13 protein-coding genes are annotated in these 18,378 nt (G+C 61.9%); 7 read left to right on the plus strand and 6 right to left on the minus strand.

The window, feature by feature from the left end; translation table 11 throughout:
- Positions 1–89 precede the first annotated feature (89 nt).
- From rodA to BM269_RS23055, 3 genes are all read right to left on the minus strand, one after another.
- Positions 90–1,184, minus strand: coding sequence for a rod shape-determining protein RodA (rodA, locus tag BM269_RS23045; RefSeq protein ID WP_090442731.1), 1,095 nt, complete (start codon positions 1,182–1,184; stop codon positions 90–92).
- A gap of 132 nt (positions 1,185–1,316) precedes the next feature.
- Entirely contained in the window at positions 1,317–2,927 is a 1,611-nt protein-coding gene (locus BM269_RS23050) for a PHA/PHB synthase family protein (RefSeq protein WP_090442734.1), read from the minus strand.
- Positions 2,928–2,943: 16 nt separating this feature from the next.
- On the minus strand, positions 2,944–3,783 hold the full coding sequence (locus tag BM269_RS23055) for a universal stress protein (RefSeq protein ID WP_090442737.1): 840 nt from the start codon (positions 3,781–3,783) through the stop codon (positions 2,944–2,946).
- Between the two features lie 198 nt (positions 3,784–3,981).
- Here BM269_RS23055 and BM269_RS23060 point away from each other — a divergent pair, with 198 nt between their 5' ends.
- Both BM269_RS23060 and BM269_RS23065 read left to right on the plus strand, forming a co-directional pair.
- Complete coding sequence (locus BM269_RS23060) at positions 3,982–6,114, plus strand: TonB-dependent siderophore receptor (protein WP_090442739.1); 2,133 nt, start codon at positions 3,982–3,984, stop codon at positions 6,112–6,114.
- A gap of 12 nt (positions 6,115–6,126) precedes the next feature.
- Complete coding sequence (locus BM269_RS23065) at positions 6,127–7,341, plus strand: PepSY-associated TM helix domain-containing protein (protein WP_090442742.1); 1,215 nt, start codon at positions 6,127–6,129, stop codon at positions 7,339–7,341.
- Between the two features lie 21 nt (positions 7,342–7,362).
- On the opposite strand, the gene BM269_RS23070 is transcribed toward BM269_RS23065, so the two are convergent.
- Both BM269_RS23070 and BM269_RS23075 read right to left on the minus strand, forming a co-directional pair.
- Positions 7,363–8,433, minus strand: coding sequence for a trypsin-like serine protease (locus tag BM269_RS23070; RefSeq protein ID WP_090442745.1), 1,071 nt, complete (start codon positions 8,431–8,433; stop codon positions 7,363–7,365).
- Positions 8,434–8,609: 176 nt separating this feature from the next.
- Positions 8,610–9,032, minus strand: a complete 423-nt coding sequence (locus BM269_RS23075) for a response regulator (protein ID WP_090442747.1) — start codon at positions 9,030–9,032, stop codon at positions 8,610–8,612.
- A 287-nt stretch (positions 9,033–9,319) separates the two neighbouring features.
- On the opposite strand from BM269_RS23075, the gene BM269_RS23080 reads away from it, so the two are divergent.
- From BM269_RS23080 to BM269_RS23100, 5 genes are all read left to right on the plus strand, one after another.
- Entirely contained in the window at positions 9,320–11,536 is a 2,217-nt protein-coding gene (locus BM269_RS23080; RefSeq protein ID WP_090442749.1) for a hypothetical protein, read from the plus strand.
- Between the two features lie 239 nt (positions 11,537–11,775).
- Positions 11,776–13,887 carry a zinc metalloprotease gene (locus tag BM269_RS23085; protein WP_090442754.1) on the plus strand — a complete coding sequence of 704 codons (2,112 nt, stop codon included), beginning with the start codon at positions 11,776–11,778 and terminating at the stop codon, positions 13,885–13,887.
- A 99-nt stretch (positions 13,888–13,986) separates the two neighbouring features.
- Positions 13,987–14,175, plus strand: a complete 189-nt coding sequence (locus BM269_RS23090) for a hypothetical protein (RefSeq protein ID WP_090442756.1) — start codon at positions 13,987–13,989, stop codon at positions 14,173–14,175.
- Entirely contained in the window at positions 14,172–14,966 is a 795-nt protein-coding gene (locus BM269_RS23095; protein ID WP_090442759.1) for a hypothetical protein, read from the plus strand. The genes BM269_RS23090 and BM269_RS23095 overlap by 4 nt, the downstream gene beginning before the upstream one ends.
- Positions 14,967–14,976: 10 nt before the next feature.
- Positions 14,977–18,084: a CHAT domain-containing protein gene (locus BM269_RS23100; protein WP_170860462.1), complete on the plus strand. Its 3,108-nt coding sequence runs from the start codon at positions 14,977–14,979 to the stop codon at positions 18,082–18,084.
- Positions 18,085–18,184: 100 nt separating this feature from the next.
- Here the strand turns inward: BM269_RS23100 and BM269_RS30010 are convergent, their stop codons facing one another.
- Positions 18,185–18,307, minus strand: coding sequence for a hypothetical protein (locus BM269_RS30010; RefSeq protein ID WP_255372312.1), 123 nt, complete (start codon positions 18,305–18,307; stop codon positions 18,185–18,187).
- Positions 18,308–18,378 lie beyond the last annotated feature (71 nt).

An 18,378-nucleotide genomic window follows, 5' to 3' on the forward strand; every position in this document is an offset into this window, starting at 1 on the left:
GCCAACCTGTCGCCATTTCAGCAACGCTTCCGTTACGCCCTGAACAGGACGTGGTGGAATTGTCTGATCTGGGACAGTTGTAACGGATTTCAGGCCTGGCTTTGGCGCCGTATGGCCATCAGGATGCCGCATCCGATCCCCAGTGTTACCAGGGCGGTGCCGCCATAACTGAAAAAGGGCAGGGGCACCCCAACCACCGGTACCACGCCGCTCACCATGCCGATGTTGATGAAGGCGTAGGTGAACAGGATCATCGTGATGGCGCCGCCCAGCAAGCGCGAAAACGGTGTCACGGCTGCCGCCGAGATCTGCAGCCCGCGCCAGATCAGCAAGGTGTACATCAGCAGCAGCGCGATGCCGCCGAACAGGCCGAATTCCTCCGCGAAGACCGAGAAAATGAAATCGGTGGAGCGTTCGGGAATGAAGCCAAGATGGCCCTGGGTGCCGTCCATCCAGCCGCGGCCTGCCATGCCGCCGGAGCCGATGGCGATCTTGGCCTGGGTGATCTGGAAGCCTTTGCCCGCCGGGTCGGCGTCGGGATTCAGGAAGGTCAGTACGCGTTGCCGCTGGAAGTCGTGCAGCAATTGCCATACGACCGGCACCGCCGCCAGCCCGCCAACGGCCAGCGCTGCCAACGCCTTCCAGGACAGGCCGGCCAGCACAATGACATAGAAGCCCGCTGCCAGCACCAGCATGGCGGTACCGAAATCGGGCTGCTTGGCGATCAGGCCGACAGGAATGGCCAACAGCACCGCCGCGGCCACGAACACCTGCCAACCCTTGGCGCCATCGAAGCGGTGAAAGTACCAGGCCAGCATCATCGGCATGGCGATCTTCATCATCTCCGACGGCTGGAAGTCGTGGCCGAGATGAAGCCAGCGCGTGGAGCCCTTCTTGGTGACACCGAACAGGAAGACAGCGACCAGCAAGGCCACGCCAAGGGAATACAGCGTCACCGCGTGGCGCATCAGCAAGGGCGGCGGGATGTTCGCAACGGTCCACATCAGGACCAGCGCCATCAGGACGTTGCGCAACTGGAGTTCAAAGCGGCCGGGGAAGTCGGCCGAGGCGGAGAACAGGGTTGCCAGGCCTGCCGCCAGCAGCAGGCTGAGAATGGCGGCCAACGGCGCGTCGACGGCCAGCACCGGCCGCAGGCGGCGCCACAAGGAATAAGTACCGTTCATTGGAGCGCTTGCAGCCAGATGACACGGCCGGCCAGGACGGCAAAGCCCAAAAGCGCGATCGCGCCCAGCACGGCAAGCCGGCGGCGGAATTGTTTTTGTTCATTTTGCATGGCCGGAATTATAAGGCCAGGACTAACGCTCCCGCACGTAATTTCCGGGGGCATCGCACAGCCACGGGTAGCCCGTGTGCGGGCCCGGCGCCGGCGCGCGCCATTCCCCGCAGCGCGCATCCAGCCATGCGCTCCAGTCCTGCCACCAGGAGCCGGGGCTGGCGGTCTGCACCGCCAGCCAGTCCTTGGCATCGCGCCCCGGAATCAGGGGTCCCGACCAGAACTGCTGCTTTGTGCTGCCGCCAGGTGGATTGATGATGCCGAGGATATGGCCGGACGCCGTCAGCACATACTGCACCGGCGCGCCGACCAGGGCTGCGCTGCGATAAGTGCTGCGCCACGGCGTGATGTGATCGGCCACCGCACCCACCGCATACAGGGGCTGGCGAATGCGGCCCAGGTCAAGCTTCTGGCCGCGAACGTCGAGAGCGCCGGCCTGGGCCAGTTTGTTGGCCTGGTACAGCTCGCGCAGGCAGAAGCTGTGCGTGGCGCGCGGCTGCCGCGTACCGTCCGCGTTCCAGGCCAAGGGCGCCAGTGCGGGGGCGGGCTCGCCGAGCAGGTATTTGCGCACCACGTAACGCCAGATCTGGGTGTTCGGGCGCAGCATGCGGAAGCTCCAGCCGATCTGCTGCGAATCAAGGAAGCCCTGGCGCGCCATCAATTCTTCCAGCAGCGCCACGCTTTCATCGTTAATGAAGCTGGCGATATCGCCAGGCTTGGAAAAATCGGTCAAGGTAGCCAGCAGGGTCCAATGTGCGACGGGAATATCGCGTGCCGCGCGGTGGCGGCGGTTCAACCAGGCCATCAGCGCCGACAGCGCGGTGCCGCCGATGCAATAGCCGACTGCGTGCACCTGCGGTACACCCGCAATGGTGCGCGCCGCCTCGATTGCGGCGAGGATGCCGTCGAACAGGTGGTCTTCAAAGCTGACGTCCTGCATGTCCGCGTGCGGGTTCTTCCAGCTTATGACAAAAACGTCAAAACCCTGATCGACCAGGTGCCGAATCATGCTTTGCCGGGCGGTGAGGTCGAGGATGTAGTACTTGTTGATCCAGGGCGGCACCAGGATCAAGGGCATCGTCCGCACCTCCTGCCGCAGCGGAGTGTACTGGATCAATTCCATCATCCGGTTGCGCATCACGACGTGGCCCGGCGTCGCAGCCAGGTCGCGCCCGAGCTGGAATTGGGCCGGATCGACCATGCGCAAGTCGCCGGCCAGCAAGTCGCGCAGCCATTCTTCGAAGCCGTGTTTCAGGCTCGCACCGCCGCTGTCGAAAGCGCGGCGCAACACTTCTGGATTGGTCAGGGGGAAGTTGCTCGGTGCAATAGCGTTGCACCAGTGGCGCAGCCAGAAGGCCGCGCTGTGGGCCTCGGCTTCCTCTACACCCGGCGTGTCATAGACTTGCCGTTCGAGGGTGCGTGTGAACCCGAGGTATTGCTGCATCAGGCCGTGAAAGAATGGGTTGTCGCGCCAGGCGTCGTCGCTGAAGCGGTCGTCGCCTTCGGCAGCCTCCGCCAACGGCGCAGGCATGCCGGTGGCCCAGGCGACCGTGGCAAGCTCCTGCCACGCCCGGGCCATCTCCATGGGATGTGCAAGCCATGCGGCGGCGACATTGGCAAATGGATTCGGCATGCAGGCCAGTATAGACCTAATGCGCTAGCAGTACAGGAAGCGTCATGCTCCGCAAAACAGTGCGTGAAACGCCGCCCAGCATGATTTCGCGGAAGCGGCTATGCCCGTAGCAGCCCATGACCAGCAAGTCCGCGTCGATATCGGCTGCGAAAGAGAGCAGGGCCGAGCCGATGTCGATCGCCGTGACCTGCGACGACACTTCGACCCTGATGCCGTGGCGCGCCAGGTAAAGCGCCATGTCGGCGCCCGGCTCGCTGCCATGGGTACCAGGCTCGCGCCCCGCATTGAACACGGCCAGGGTGACTTTGCCGGCGCACTCCATCAGTGGAATGGCGGCGGTGATGGCACGCGTGGCCTCCATGCTGCCGTCCCAGGCCACCAGCACACGCTGGAACGGCGCCTCGAAGTGGCCGGCGTAGGGCACTACCAATACCGGCCGCGCGCCGCTCATGGCGACATACTCCGGCGTTTCTTGCTCCAGGGGCGGGACCGGATCGTCCGGATTGACCTGGCTCAGTATCACCAGGTCGCCATAACGCGATTGCAGCACAAGGCCGTCTGCAGCCTGGTCGTCGAGCAGGCGGGATTCGAAGGAGGGCAGGTCCAGCATCCGGCACTGCGATTCGAAGCGCCGCAGGCTGGCCCGGGCATTCTCACGCGCTTCATCGATGCATTGTGCCGCCATGCTGACGCCCATCGCCGTAGCATGATCGGCGTACAGGAAACGCGATATCCCGCTCATTGCCGCCCCGACCAGTCGGCCCTTCGCCATCCTGACGATCTGGGCGGCGAGCCGCACTCGGCGTTCGGTATCTGCGGAACTATTGACGTGCACTACGACAGTCTTGTACCCCATGGCAGCCTCCCAGATGGATAGATGGGAAAAAGTCTAGGCTTGCACACAATCCAACGGCATGATCTGGGTCAATTTCAATCTAATCCAGTAACTTGCATAAGCAAGTGTTGACTTTTAAATGAGAATGGTTATCATTTGCGCTTCATATAAAAGCCAGCCCTTCGCCAGCTAATAATCGACTAATTAGCTGAGGTAACGATGGATAAGAAGAAGTTGGTGGTGCTGCTTGGGTTGGCGTTTCCAATGGCGGCGTTTGCCGAGGAAGCGGCGGTCATGCCGCAAATTCAGGTCACGGCCCAGAAGCTGGATTCATACACGACGGATCGCAGCCGGACGGCCACGCCGCTGAATATTTCCCTGCGCGACACCCCACAATCCATCTCCGTGGTGACCCAGCAGCGCATTGAAGACCAGGCGCTGGAGACTGTGACCGACGTCGTCAACAACGTGACCGGCGTCTCCGTCAATCAGTACGAAACCCACCGCGCCGGCTTCACCGCACGCGGCTTCGACATCGACAACCTGCAGATCGATGGCGTGCCAACCACCTGGGACCAACCCTGGAGTTCCGGCGAAGTAATCGGCAGCCTGGCAATCTACGACCGCGTCGAAGTGGTGCGCGGCGCCACCGGACTGATGACGGGTGCCGGCAATCCTTCCGCCGCGATCAATCTGGTACGCAAGCGCGCGACGAGCAAAGAACTGACCGGCAGCGCCGAAATCGGAATCGGCCACTGGAACGAGCGGCGTGGCATGCTGGACGTTTCGGCTGGCGTCAATGCTAGCGGTACCGTGCGTGCCCGCGTGGTGGGCGAGTACCAGCGATCAGATAGCTGGGTCGATCTCTTGAAGAGCAAGAGCAATACTTTCTACGGTACCGTGGAAGCCGACCTGGCGCCGCGCACCGTGCTGTCCGCCGGTTACAGCCGCCAGAAGAACCAGCCGAAAGGCCCGATGTGGGGCGGGCTGCCATATTGGTACACCGATGGCAGCAAGACCAATTGGGATGTCTCGAAGACTTCCGCCGCCGATTGGACGCGCTGGGAAACGGAATACGAAAGCGTGTTCGCCAACCTGGATCACAGTTTCGACAATGGCTGGAAGCTGCGCGCCAGCTTCAGCCACGGCGACCGCAAGGCCGATTCAGCACTGCTGTACCTGTCCGGGGTGCCGGACCGCGTGACGGGCCTGGGCGTGGGCGCCTTCGCCGGCTCGTACATCACCCACACCAGGCAGGACGACTTCAGCCTGCATGCCAGCGGCCCGTTCCAGTTCGCCGGCCGCAAGCACGAGGCAGCCTTCGGCTATATGCACTCGAAGCAGAAATTCAATGCCGACAGCCGCGCCGCCGATTACGCAGGTGGCTATCCGCCAGTGGGCAATTTCAATACATGGAATGGCGCCGCTTATCCTGAGCCGACGTGGGGTGCGCCGACCTTCTACGAAAGCAGCGTGACCAAACAGGAGGCGGTTTACGGCGTGGCACGCTTCTCGGTCACCGATCCGCTGAAAGCGATCATCGGCGCACGCGTCACCAACTACGACAAGAGCGGCGTCGGCGCCTGGACCCCGGCTTACCAGCTGAAGCACGATCACGAGCTGACCCCCTATGCGGGCTTGGTGTACGACATCAATGAGAACCTCTCCGCCTACGCCAGCTACACCGATATCTTCCAGCCGCAGAACCGCAAGGACCTGGCCGGAAATATCCTGGATCCGGTCGTTGGAAAGAGCTACGAAACGGGCATCAAAGGAGAATTCCTGGATGGCCGCCTGAATGCATCGTTTGCCGTATTCAAGATCAAGCAGGACAAGCTGGCGCAGGAAGCGGGCATGACTGACCGTGACGGCAACGGCCCGCTTGCAAAGGAAGCCTATTACCGCGCCGCCAACGGAGCCAAGAGCGATGGTTTCGAGTTCGAGCTGTCGGGCGAACTGGCAAGTGGCTGGAATGCCACCGCCGGCTATTCCCAGTTCAAGGCCAAGGATGCCGCTGGCGCCGACATCAACAGCGTCTATCCGCGCAAGCTGCTCCGCGTATTCACTACCTACCGCCTGGATGCGCTCACAGTTGGCGGCGGCGTGAATTGGGAAAGCCGTACCTATACCGTGGACCCGGCTGCACCTTCAGGCACCAACGGCCTGATAGAACAGGATTCCTTCGCACTGGCCAGCCTGATGGCGCGTTACGACATCACGAAGCAGCTTTCGGCGCAGGTCAACGTGAACAACCTGTTCGACAAGAAACACTTCGGCATGTTCGCAGCTTACGGCGCCATTACCTACGCGGCACCGCGCAGCGTATCGGCAAGCCTGAAGTACCGTTTCTAAGGCGAGGCAGCCATGCGTGCAACGTGGACGCTGGTTCACCGTTACCTGGGGCTGCTGACGGCGGGTTTCCTGTTCGTCAGCGGCCTGACGGGCGCTGTGATCTCATGGGATCATGAGCTGGACGACTTGCTCAATCCGCACCTGATGGAGGCGCATACGCCCGGCAAGCCGCAGCCGTCGCTGGAACTGGCGCGCCAGATCGAGCAGCGGCATCCCGAAGCGAAGGTGTCGTTCATTCCCTTGCATGCAGGGCCGGGCGATTCGCTGGGTTTCGGCGTCGATGGCAGCGGCTTCAACCAGGTCTTTGTCGATCCGGTCAGCGGCGCTGAACTTGGCAAGCGGGAATGGGGCGCTGTCTGGCCGATCAGCAAGGAGACCCTGGTTTCCTTCCTGTACCGGCTGCATTACTCACTGCATATTCCGGAGATGTGGGGCATCGACCGCTGGGGCATCTGGCTGATGGGCGTGATCGCGATGGTATGGGTGGTGGACAGCTTTGTCGGCTTCTACCTCACGCTACCCGTTCGCGCCCGCACTCCCGCCGCCCGCGGATGGTGGCAGCGCTGGAAGCCGGCGTGGAAAGTGCGCTGGGGCGGCGGTGCCGCCAAGCTTAATTTCGACCTGCACCGCGCGTTCAGCCTGTGGACCTGGGGCCTGCTGTTCATCCTGGCCTTCACCGCCTTCTCACTGAACCTCTATCGTGAAGTTTTCTACCCGGTGATGAAGACCGTCTCGGAAGTGACGCCTACGCCATTCGATACGCGGGTGCCGCAAGACCTGCACAATCCTATCCTGGCGCGCATAAGCTATGAGAAAGTCCTGCAGCAGGCGGCGCAGGAGGCACAACGCCGCGCGTGGAAGGAACCGGCAGGAAGCGTGTTCTATTCGCAAGCCTACGGCATCTATGGCGTGAGCTTCTTCAAGCCGGGTGATGACCATGGCGCTGGTGGCGTCGGACCGGCGGTGCTGTATTACGACGGCATCGACGGCCGCCTGCTTGGCGATCGCCAGCCCTGGAAGGGCACTGCTGCCGACATCTTCGTCCAGGCGCAGTTTCCGTTGCATTCCGGCCGCATCCTGGGGCTGCCGGGACGCATCCTGATTTCCGCGATGGGGATCGTGGTTGCGATGCTGAGCGTAACCGGCGTCGTGATCTGGTGGCGCAAACGCTCTTCGAGGGAAAGGGCGGCGGCAGCGCAAAGGATTGCGATGCAGGCTGCGCTTTGATGCGCCGGCCCTTTGATGCCATCAATGCCGCCGGCTTCGGCGGCGCAACGTCGCCAGAGCCAGCAGGCCAAGCCCGAACACGGCAATGCTTGCCGGCTCCGGAACGACCTGTATCGCACCGCCGGTCGCCGCGGACAGGTAGTTGAGATAGCTGTGCAGGGCGATGCCGCCGAAGTAAGTCCCGAATGCGCCGTCGAGCAGGCCATCAGGCGTGCCGCCAAAGGTGTTGGTGGCGATCAGCATCAACTCCCCGTACTGCTCGATGAAGGAAGGTCCGCCCGAATCGCCGCCGCCTATGCCGGATTCCCGGTTGTTCGGCAATTGCGCGGAGCAGGCGAGACCCCATTCGCAGAACGTATCGTGGCCGTTTCCGTCGAAATCGGCGTACCACACTTCGTTCGGGCCGTTGAAGCCATTCTCGTCGTCACCATCGAACAGGTCGACAATATTCTCGCCAGTGCGCTTGATGCGGAAATCGGGGCTGATGGTATAGCCATTGATGCCATCGCCTGAGGTCCCGTAACCTGCCATGATGAGGCGCGTGTTTGCCTGCAATTGCTGGCCCGCCACCTTGTAAATCTTGGCGGACGGCGGCGCGTCCTGGCCCAGCGTGATGACTGCCAGGTCATCGTTGACGCAGAAACCCGCCACGCCGGCCGGGCATTTGCCGAAGCCCGCGTAGTTCGGGTTCATCTGCACCTTGGTCGCGTTGACGACAGCACGACCGGGATCGCCTGGCGTCGACGAAGCGTTGAAGACCACCCGCACATCGTTGCCCGGCTTGTTGAGGTCGATCAGGCTGCCCTTGCCATTGGTGTCAACGCAATGGCCGGCCGAGACAACCTGTCGCTTGCCGACCAGCGCCCCGGAACAGATATAGCTCAGGCCGTCATAGCGGATATTGATACTGACCACGCCGGAGAAGCGCGAAGCGGCGTCGTTGGGATCAACGTGGGCTGCAGGTGTGTCAGGCAAGGCGCCCGAAGTGATCAAGGGCTTGACGCCAGTACTTGGTGCTGCTTGTGCAGTGCTACCGAAGGCAGCGATGGTCAGCGCAATGCTGAACAGGCTTTTGGCAAAGTGTTGTCGCACGTGATTTCCTCCCGAGAATATTGCTCAGTGAATAAATACGTCGGGGATTGTTTAGCAATAAACGGGCCCGGCAGGTAAGCTTCTGTACTATCAGTTACTTACCATACCGGTATAAGACCGCGCTTGAGGAAATGTAAAACTTTCCGACATTGCATTGCAAATTGATATAGATGCGCTCAGGCTTTCTGTCGTGCCGCGAGGCGGCGCCGGGCAGCGACCAGGCTGTCGGTCAGGGAGCCGATGCTGAAGGGTTTAACGATAAATCCCATTGCGCCGCGCGAAACCGCTGCCTGGACCACGTTCTGGTCGTTCCGGCCCGACACGATGATGATGAAGCTATCGGGTAAGTGAGCCTTCAGTTGCGAAAGAAGCTCAAGACCGTCGCCGTCCGGCAGTCCGAGGTCCAGCAACACAATGTCGGGCTCCAGTTCCGTGCACCGCGCCAGCGCCGCCTGGGCCGTGCCGGCTTCGCCGAGCACCGCCAACTCAGCTTCGTTTGCGCCTAACCTCATCATCGACCGCATCATGGCGTTGTCGTCGATGATGAAAACGGACTTCGGGTACTGCTTATGGAACGGAGCGATGGTAGCGGAATGCATGGCGCGCCCTCTGTGCTTGCTGATGGCATGGGCAGGTTAACACCATGGAGCGCCGGGCGGCGCGCGTCTTTACACATGGCGAAACAGCTCTCACACGGCAACTTCGAAAACTGCCTCCCGGCGTTGGGATCGGCTCTCATCTTTCAGATCGATAGCGGGATGTGCTGCGAAAAAATAGGTGCCGAACTCATCGGAATATAGGTGCCAGCACCAATCCGCCCGATGCGGAAGTTTTCTAAAGTTGCCTACGCATTCAGACAATTTTGGCTTTTCAGCCGGGAGGAAATATGACTACCACTGGTTTCTTTACTTCATTCGGCATTGCGACCGTCCTCAGTGCAGCTGCGGCCCAGGCAGAGAGCATCGACGGCGCACGTCCGCCGCGCGCGGCGCCATCGGCTTCGGTGGCTGGTGCCATGGCCGAGTTCCGCAAGTTCGACGCCGACGTCTCGTTTACCTTTGCAGGCGCGCATATCGATAGTTTCTCGACCAAGCCGAAGGCCGTGATTCCGGACTACGCCTTGCCGATTCTCGCCAAACTCGCGTTGCCGACTACAGCGAAGCCAGTACGCAGCATGCTGCTTCCGGTTAAGGGCCCGATTGCCAGCCGCGATCTGGAAACGAACGGCCGCACCTTGCCATTCGTGGTCGAAGGCGGCAGTGCGCTCGGTCAATCGCTGGGAACAGTCGATGGCGCAGACAGACCGAAAGATGGCACGGTGGTGCCGCGCGAGGTAAGGGTGGGGCCCGCGCCGGATCCGGACCGCATGGTGGAGTGGGAAAGGCCGAAAGCGGAAATGCTCGCACTGGAAAAGCGCGCAGCCATGCCGATACTGACGGCATTCCTGGCGCGCAATGCCAAACTGTTCGATATCGATTCGGGCAAGATCGCGCAGACCCTGCGCGTGAAGGATTTTCAAAGCTCGCCACTGTTCCACAAACTCACCCTGGAACAGTACGTTGGCGATGAAAAAGTGCTGTATGGCCGCACGCTGGTGCATTTCGACCTTAACTGGAACGTGATCGGTATCAGCCGGATGCTGCTGACGCCGGCCAAGCTGCAGCTCAAGTCGACCAGCGCCGGTAGCGGGAGCGGCATCAGCGCAGAATTGGCGGCCCGTACCGCACTGCTGGAGCCGGCGCAAGCGGAGTGCAAGCAAATGCAAGTGCGAACGGTACGCAACGAACGCGCGATCGACATTGCCCGGGGCCTGCGGGTGTACGATATCGAGAACGCCTCCAGCGATGGCGAGTGCCACTGGCGCACCATAGTCGATGCGGCGACCGGCCGCATCCTCAATGTGAGCGACCTGGTTGACCGTGCTTACACGGACGCGCAGGTAAATCGTTGGCGCTACCCGTCGGGCAACCTGTTCAATCCGTCGCAAATCGTTTCGACTGGCCAGTACACGCGCAATGACCGCCGCCTGGAGCACGATTTCTTCTACATGATGAACGACCACCGTTGCGAAGGCGCGGCGGAAACCACCTGCGGCGAGACCACGTTTGCGAGCACCTGGTGTTCGGCGGCCTATGGCACGAATAGCGGCAGCTCATTCATCCGGGCCACCCGCAGGACCGATCGTGACTTCGCGCCGTACTTTCCCGGCGGTGCCAGCGAGACTTTTGGTGAAACCCATGCCTATTACTGGGCGCGCCAGTTCTCGCAATGGCTGAAACCGTCGCTCGATGCGATGGGTGTGCTGCCTGACTCGGCCAGCGATTTTCCTCGGGTACTGCTGGTCTCGGATGCCTGCCGTTCCGGATCGGTCCATAATTCCTCTTTCGCTGTCACGACCGACGACAACAAGGGCGAGGGCGGGAATGTGATCCGTCTCGCGCACCGGAATCCGAGCGGCTCGTCGAATCACAATGCGTCCTGCGAGGGAGGCGGTTGCTTTGACAATCCAAGCAACCTCCATCACGAACTCAATCACTTCTTCCTGAACCGTTATTACGGCTTCGGTTCGGACCTCGATTGCGGCGGCAGCAACCAGATGAAGTTCATCCATGAAGGTGCGCTTGGCACGGCGGTGCCGCAAGCGTTCTGGCAGAGCTATTACGGCGTCGGCTACAAACCTTCGAGCACCAACAAGCTTTACTTCTCGCACTCTGAAACCGGCCAGGTGCATGATAGCGACGCAAACCGGATGACGGTAGGTGGCTACCTGTGCGTCAACCAGACCAAGGACCAGGGACCGTATCACGCGGGCAGGGTGGTCGGCCAGGCGCTGTGGGAGTTCTATCACGGCATCAAGGTCACCGGGGCCACCCAGAATGGGACATGGCGTCCGTCCACCGATACCGACTTCAACTGGATCGTGTATTGGGCTGCCGACCTGATGGCCGCGTCGACCTACAAGGACCGCTACGAATATGCCAACCGCTTCATGGAAATCCTCGACAAGCACACCAACTGGTCCAGTGTCGGGAAGCAGGACTACTGCGAGATCTTCCAGCATCACGGATTGCGGGACTTCATTAACGCGGATTACTGTAATTGACGACTCCGGGGCGGGCGGCGCTGACGCTTGGGCACCGCCCGTACCGCCCGGCGTAGTTCCTACCTGATCGCCATCCACGTCGAAATCTGGGGGGCATCTGGCTCCAAATCTGGGTGCCAGCACCAATTCGGACTTGGCTCCCGCCACCTAAAGTGCAGGACATGCAGCCGCGGCACATCGCGCAGCCAGCATGCTCTCAACAATTCCATATATCCGATGTCCAAACAAGGAGCTTAGCAATGGATGCCCAAAACAACGCTTCCACCATGCAATCGAATCAGATGTTTCCTGCCTTGCCCGATGAACTTGAGATGCCATCGCCTCAAGCCGCGGCCGACATTCAGCCGCATATTCCAGGTCCGGGCGAACGGGTGAATCCGGAGTTCCTGAAGATCAAAAGCGTGCGCCCAGGTTGCTACTTGCTGAACTACACCCCCAGCGGTATTGGCCTGGTGACTTACGATGGCACGATGCGGGTTGAGAAGCATGCTGGCGGCCGCACTGCGAGCGGCGACCTGTATCAACGCCCGGTCTTGTTCCTGCCCTTGAAAACTGCACTGCCTGCCGACCTGGCGCGGCCATTGCTGCTGTCGGGCCCTAACCCTGCCAACGGCATCCCCATCCTTTCGCGCAGCCGTTACCGCTATTACCTGCGCGTCACGAAGATCCTGGAGAACTTCACCTTCGGTAACAGCTTCACGCTGGGATTCGAGATGTGGCGTTTCACCAAGAACCCTGGCGCATGGAATACCGGCGGTACCTGGAGCAAGGAAGAATTGACGGCGCTGATGACGTGGCAGGCGGCTCCAGCCGGCTTCCCGGCACCGAGCCACTACCTGGCGGGCGACGTCAAGAACGCTGCCAATGTCGTTGTCGGCCGCTTGACGATGGGCTGGGTTTCCGATTTCCTGCGGAAAGCCACTATCGAGGTGGATCGCGTCAGCCAGTCCGAAGCCGTGATCAACAACGGTGCAGGCATTGACTGGGCTGCTGTCGGCAAGAGCGTCGACTGGGATATCAACGCCATGCAAAGCAATAACAATGTGGTCGAACCGAGCGGCATCTCCTGGTCCAACGGCGAGGCACATGCCGCGATGCTGGCCAAGCGCGACGCGTCCAACCTGGATGTCGAATGGCGCTACCACGTGCTGGCCATGCGCCGTCTCGACGAGACCGAACGCGGCATCATGTATGACAACGGCGGCACCGACTCCAACAACGTGCCGCGCGAAGGTTGCGCCATTTCCTCGCACTGGACCATGCCGAACACCGCCGAATGGGGTACCGTGGCGGGCCAGCGTTTCGGTACCGCAGCCGCGCCATACTTCCGCACCGCCGTGCATGAAATCGGCCACGCCATGGGCCTGTATCACAACACGGCCGACAACGGCTACCTGTGCACCACCGACGTGATCGCATCGCGCTCGCTCAATCCCGGCAGCCTGCAATTCCCGGCCAATATCCAATGGTCGTACAACCCGGACGACGCAAAGCGCCTGCGCCACATGCCGGACATCTATGTGCGTCCCGGCGGCCTGCCGTTCGGCACCAGCTACGGTTCGACGCCAATCAGTCCTACCGATATGGAACTGGAAATCGACGGCCTGAGCATGTTCGTGATGCCGGTCGCCAGCGCAGTCCCGATCGGTGCCCCGGTGCGCGTCAACATCACGCTGCAGAACCAGACCAGCGCCCCGATCGCCGCGCCCAATACCTTGAGCATGAAGAGCGGCATCGTGCGCGGCAAGGTGATCGACCCTTGCGGCACCATCCGCACCTTCGCGCCCATTGTGATCTGCCTGGAGGATGACCAGGTTCAACCGCTGGATGCGCAGGACACCGTCGCGCACTCGCTGACCCTGTTGCGCGGAGGCCAGGGTGCCTTGTTCCCAATGCCGGGCGCTTATCGGATCATTGTGGAAGCGCGCTGGGACAACGGCGGCATTGAATGCACCTGCACCGGGGAGAACACGGTCATGGTGACTTCCGCGGTCGACCAGGCCCACGCGGAGGCCGCACTGAAAGTGCTGTCGACGCCGGATGCGCTGCTGTCCCTGGCAATCGGCGGCGACCACCTGCATGAAGGCATGGCTGCCATCGACGCCGCCATCGCCAATCCGGTGCTGCGCCCACACTTCGCCTACGTCGAAGCCAAGCGCATGGCGACGCGTTTCCGCGATCGCAAGGCGGACTTCAGTGCGGCAGCCAAGCTGATCGACGGCAGCACTGTGATGAGCCCGGCAGAACTGAAGCGCGCCGCAGCCTGGGTCAAGGATGCAGGGCCAAGCACTGCGCCGGGCAAGCAACTGGCCAAGGAACTGGCGAACAAGGCCAAGACCGAACCGGCCTGATGCAGGGAAGGGGGGCTGTGCCCCCTTGTCCAGCTTGCCAACGCTGGCACGGTCACTATTCTTGAAGATGCGCCGCGATGAAATAGCCGGAGGCCGATCGTGAAAAAAGTGAAAGCAGGAGGCATCAGCGCGCTGATAGGCGGAATGCTTGCCTTCCTGGTCCTCGATGTTGCATTTCCTCAGATTGACCCGCGCGATTTCGCCAACCTGATTGGCCTGGCTGCGGTGATCGGCGCCATGGCGGGCGCGTGGCTCGCCCGTTCAAACAAGCCGGGAGACCCATCATGAAGAAATGGTTGGGGTTGGCGGGGCCACTGCTCGCGTTCGTTCTTATCGCTGGCTGCGTGACAGGCTCCGGACAGCGCGCGGGAGTAGAGTTCCACACCTGGTCCACACTGCTTGGGTCCGCGGAGTCGCGGTGGCAGGGGCCGCGCAGTTTGCTGTACACCTATGTATTATCAGGAGACGCGGCGGGAGGTTCGCCGGAGGTTGCGTCCAACCGGGAGCGCCAAAATGCGCGCGACGCGCTCGCAATCCTGCTGGCGGAGATACAGGCCAGCCAGTCTGCCAGCACGGTTGGTGGCGCCGGTTTGCTGCAGCACGCCAACCAGTTCGTGGTGCCTGCCCAGCATTACCAGGGAGGGAAGCTGACCCTGGCTGAATTCAATTTCGTCAAGTCTGTTGCCATCCTGAACCGCGTTCGCATGGCGCTTGCTCCGGACATGCGAGCAAGACTGGACCGGCCCGGACCCTTTCTGCTGGCGATGCGCCGGCCGATCAACGAATTCTCCGTCGCCGCAAACGAGATGGCAAAGCCTTCAGTGTTGGTAATGCTGGTCGACATGAGCGGCGCGCATCGAAAAGCCGTACCGGTCTACCTGAGCGGATTCAAAGCCGCGGTACGGGAAGGATTGCCGGACAACTTCACACGCGCACCGGTATTGCGGGCGGAGATCGCATCGGTGGCACTGCGCGCGAATGAAGCTATTCCATTCATCGCGGCGGCATACGCGGACACCGGCAAGCTGCTTGCGCCGGGGAGCGGAGGGAATGATGGCTCCGGTGGGAATCACCATTAGGCAGGCCGTCATGCTGGCTGCGCTGGCATGCGCGTCCTTGCACCGGCCAGCCAGTGCCGGCATGGAGGTGATGGATTTGCCGCGGCTCACCTCGCCAGGTTTCTGCGATATCGCGCGCTGGGATCGCCGCGCTGACTTGGAGAGCGCAGCCAGCAGCTACCGCCAAGGCCGCAACAGGGATGCGGCCGGCGAATCCGCAGCCGTGAGCCGGCAGGCCAATGATCCGGCCACGCGATACACGGCCGCCATCCTGCAGGCCCGGGCCTTGAAAGTCATGGCCTGCGATGACGCGGCAATGGCGCTGCTCGACACAATGCTTCGTTCGCCCGAATTTCTGTCGGCACCGCGCAAACTGTATTGCCTTGCCTTGTCCCGGCTTGCCCGGTTGACCGTGACGCGCCAGATGGATGAAGCAATGCGGCTTGCAAAGAAAGCCAAGGAATGCGCTGAGAAGGCTGGGCAAAGTGAGGCGGGCAGCGAAGCACTCAACACGATGGCGATTATTTCCCTCAGCCGGAGTGCTTGCCGCGATGCAGGAAAGTGGGCCAGCGAAGCGATTTCCGTCGCGCCGGACGCACTGAGGAAGGCCGAAGGGCTCCGCACCCACGGCCAGTGGCTGGAACTCTGTGAACGCGACGCCAGGTCAGCCATGGCGGACTACGCGGCAAGTGAGCGCGAGGCGAACGAGGCAGGCGATCCGGAGGCCTTGGCTTGGGCGCAAGTCTTTTCGTCGACCACGTCCATGAAGGGCAATATGCCATCGGCGGCTGTGCCCGAAAAGCTCGATCTGGCATTCAAGTCAGCGCAAGCCGGAGAGCTGCGCAGGGCAATGGGCGCGGCCTTGGTATACCACGCCTTCGCCCTTGCGCGGAGCGAATATGGGAGCCTCCTTGCCATAGCAGTGCGCGAGCTGAGCGTGAGCGCCGAACTGCATGCCGCATTCGGCCATCGGTCCCAGGAACGCATGATCCAGATAGCTTTGGGAGGTTACCTGGTCAGCCTGGGACGCTACGCCGACGCGCGGGCGGCATTCGAACGGGGCCGGCGGCTGGCCCTGGATTCCGGCTTGCCGACGGAAGCGGCGAAGGCGCTGCAAGGTCTGGCCGCCATTGCGCGCCTTTCCAGCCCGCAGGACTCCGCGCTGGCCGCAAAGCTGATGCAGCAGGTGCTCGCGGAGCTGCGCGCCGCGGACCATACCCCTGGCGACCTGGGCCGAGCACTGTTCGAGGCGGCAACCATCGAGGCCGGATTCAGCAATTTTGCCAAGGCAAGCGAGTATTTCAGGGACAGCCTGGCCTATGCGGTCGAGGGAAAGGACACCGATGCGATCGCGATGGCGCAGGCCAGCCTGGGGTGGTCCGAATCGCGCGCCGACAACCCGATTGCCGCGAACCTGGCCTGGCGGGCCGCCGTGGCGGGAGATTCGCCGCAAGCCCGGGCCATGGGCTGGTGGGGGCTGGCCCGCTCCAGCCGCTATTCCGCACCGTTGGTGGCAGCCGGCCGGTACGCCCGCGTCATCCACCTTGTCGAACAGATGCGGCCGACCGGACCGGAGGATGCTGCGCACCAGACGTTCGACCGCCGATTCTCGGAAGCATATCGCGAGTTTCAATCCCTGCTGATGGATTTGCAGTCGTACAAGCAGGCCAAGAAGATCGCGCTACTGATGAATCGCCGCGAACTCGTTGAGCGCCAGTGGGTGCGCGGCACCCGCTCCGCGGACGAGGGCAATCCTGCAGTCCCCGCAATCGCCCCTGATCCGCTCGAACAATGCGGCCCCCAGATCGCGCAACGGGAACGGCGTGTGCTTGCAGATCAGGAAAAGCTGGCTCTCCTGGCCAGGGACCTACCCCGGAAATGCTGCGCCGAGGACGGATCGGTCAGGGTGAACGCAGAATGCAGTGCGCATAGCGCGCTGAAGAACTATTGCGAACTCCGGCATTCGGCCGATGGTGAAGGAAAGGCGCTGTTGCGAGAGCAGGACGATTGTGTCGCGGCCATCGCGGCCCAGGTCAAAGTGGACGAGCTGGTGCAAAGCGCCCTGAAAACCAACGGCCTGACGAGCTGGCAGCGCGAGCTGGAGCGTGTGCCGGGCCACGTGGTCGTGACCGTTATCGACCAAGGCGAACTGCGGGTGCTGGTTGGTGGGCCCGACCTGGACGGCTATCGCTCGACCAGAAAAGCGATTGACCTGAAAAGGCTCGACGCCTTGTCGGCAGCGCTGCAGGAATCGTGGACTAACGCGGCAAAGCTGGCCGGCTCTACCGGCACCGTCAGTAGGGCGAAGCTTGTCGAGGAGACAGCGAAACTTCGTGAAGGTCCGTTGCGCGAATTGTACGAACTGTTGTTCGCCGGCTTTGATCCGCCGGCCTTGCCTGCAAACCCGCGTCCTGGAGCCTTGATCATTTTCCTCAATGATCCGCTTCTGCGTGACCTTCCCATGGCCGCGTTATTCGACGGACAGAAATACATGGGGGAGCGCTACGCGATCGTCCATCCCACGTTGCGGACGCTGGAGCATGGCAAGCATGCTGCGGGAGTGACTGATTCGCTGGTCATGGGCGTTTCAAAGCCGGACCTGCCGAATGTGGAAGGCGAGGTGCAAACCGTGGCCGCCGCACTCAAGACAGACGGCTTCCTGAACGAACAGAGCACGCGGGAGCGGCTATTCGATTGGTTGCGCGGCGGAACCGCACAAGGCCTGGTCCTGCACCTGGCTTCGCACGGGGAAATGGGCGGGACGAGTACTACCTCGTTGATCAGGTTATGGAACGGCCAAGTCCTGAACGGCGACGATCTTTCGGACAGGCAAAAGCGTCCCAGGAGTATCCAGCTGCTTACCCTGAGCGCATGCCGCAGCGCACTGACTGGAGATGGGGTGATGGCATTGGGTCTGGCAGGGTTGGCCGACAACTTCGCTTCCAGCGCTATCGGCAGTTTGTGGAAGGTGGACGACCGCAGTACGGGGCGCCTGATGGGGGCGTTCTATGGAAATTGGCGCCACAAGCCGGATGCGGGCGTGGCGAATGCTTTGGCTGCCGCGCAGCGGGAGCTGATGAAGGACTTTGCCCATCCTTATTTCTGGGCTTCCTTTATTGTTGTTGGGAGGTGGGACTGATGAACACTCTTTACGAAACCGAAGCGCGCGCAACATTGCTGGCGCCACTCTCCTTGGCGATGGCCCTGATGATCGGTTGCGGCCCGATGCCGATGCGGGATTACGGCGGCTCGAACTGGCCAGGACCATACTCCCCGGCGCCAGCTTCGTCCGGCAGTTCGGGTACCGAAAGCCCGGTGAGCACGGAAGAGCCCGAGAACTCCAGGCCAAGCCGTGTCGGCACCGGTCCTGGCACCAGGGGCCCGCGCGAAGCACCGCATGGTGTTTCGGTATGTCCGAATCCGCCAAACTGCA

It is taken from the genome of Duganella sp. CF458 (assembly GCF_900113115.1).
Classification (GTDB): domain Bacteria; phylum Pseudomonadota; class Gammaproteobacteria; order Burkholderiales; family Burkholderiaceae_D; genus Rugamonas.

Coding starts and splice junctions, on each gene's coding strand:
- rodA (WP_090442731.1), bottom strand. CDS start 1,184: ATGAACGGTACTTATTCCTTGTGGCGCCGCCTGCGGCCGGTGCTGGCC.
- BM269_RS23050 (WP_090442734.1), bottom strand. CDS start 2,927: ATGCCGAATCCATTTGCCAATGTCGCCGCCGCATGGCTTGCACATCCC.
- BM269_RS23055 (WP_090442737.1), bottom strand. CDS start 3,783: ATGGGGTACAAGACTGTCGTAGTGCACGTCAATAGTTCCGCAGATACC.
- BM269_RS23060 (WP_090442739.1), top strand. CDS start 3,982: ATGGATAAGAAGAAGTTGGTGGTGCTGCTTGGGTTGGCGTTTCCAATG.
- BM269_RS23065 (WP_090442742.1), top strand. CDS start 6,127: ATGCGTGCAACGTGGACGCTGGTTCACCGTTACCTGGGGCTGCTGACG.
- BM269_RS23075 (WP_090442747.1), bottom strand. CDS start 9,032: ATGCATTCCGCTACCATCGCTCCGTTCCATAAGCAGTACCCGAAGTCC.
- BM269_RS23080 (WP_090442749.1), top strand. CDS start 9,320: ATGACTACCACTGGTTTCTTTACTTCATTCGGCATTGCGACCGTCCTC.
- BM269_RS23085 (WP_090442754.1), top strand. CDS start 11,776: ATGGATGCCCAAAACAACGCTTCCACCATGCAATCGAATCAGATGTTT.
- BM269_RS23095 (WP_090442759.1), top strand. CDS start 14,172: ATGAAGAAATGGTTGGGGTTGGCGGGGCCACTGCTCGCGTTCGTTCTT.
- BM269_RS23100 (WP_170860462.1), top strand. CDS start 14,977: ATGCTGGCTGCGCTGGCATGCGCGTCCTTGCACCGGCCAGCCAGTGCC.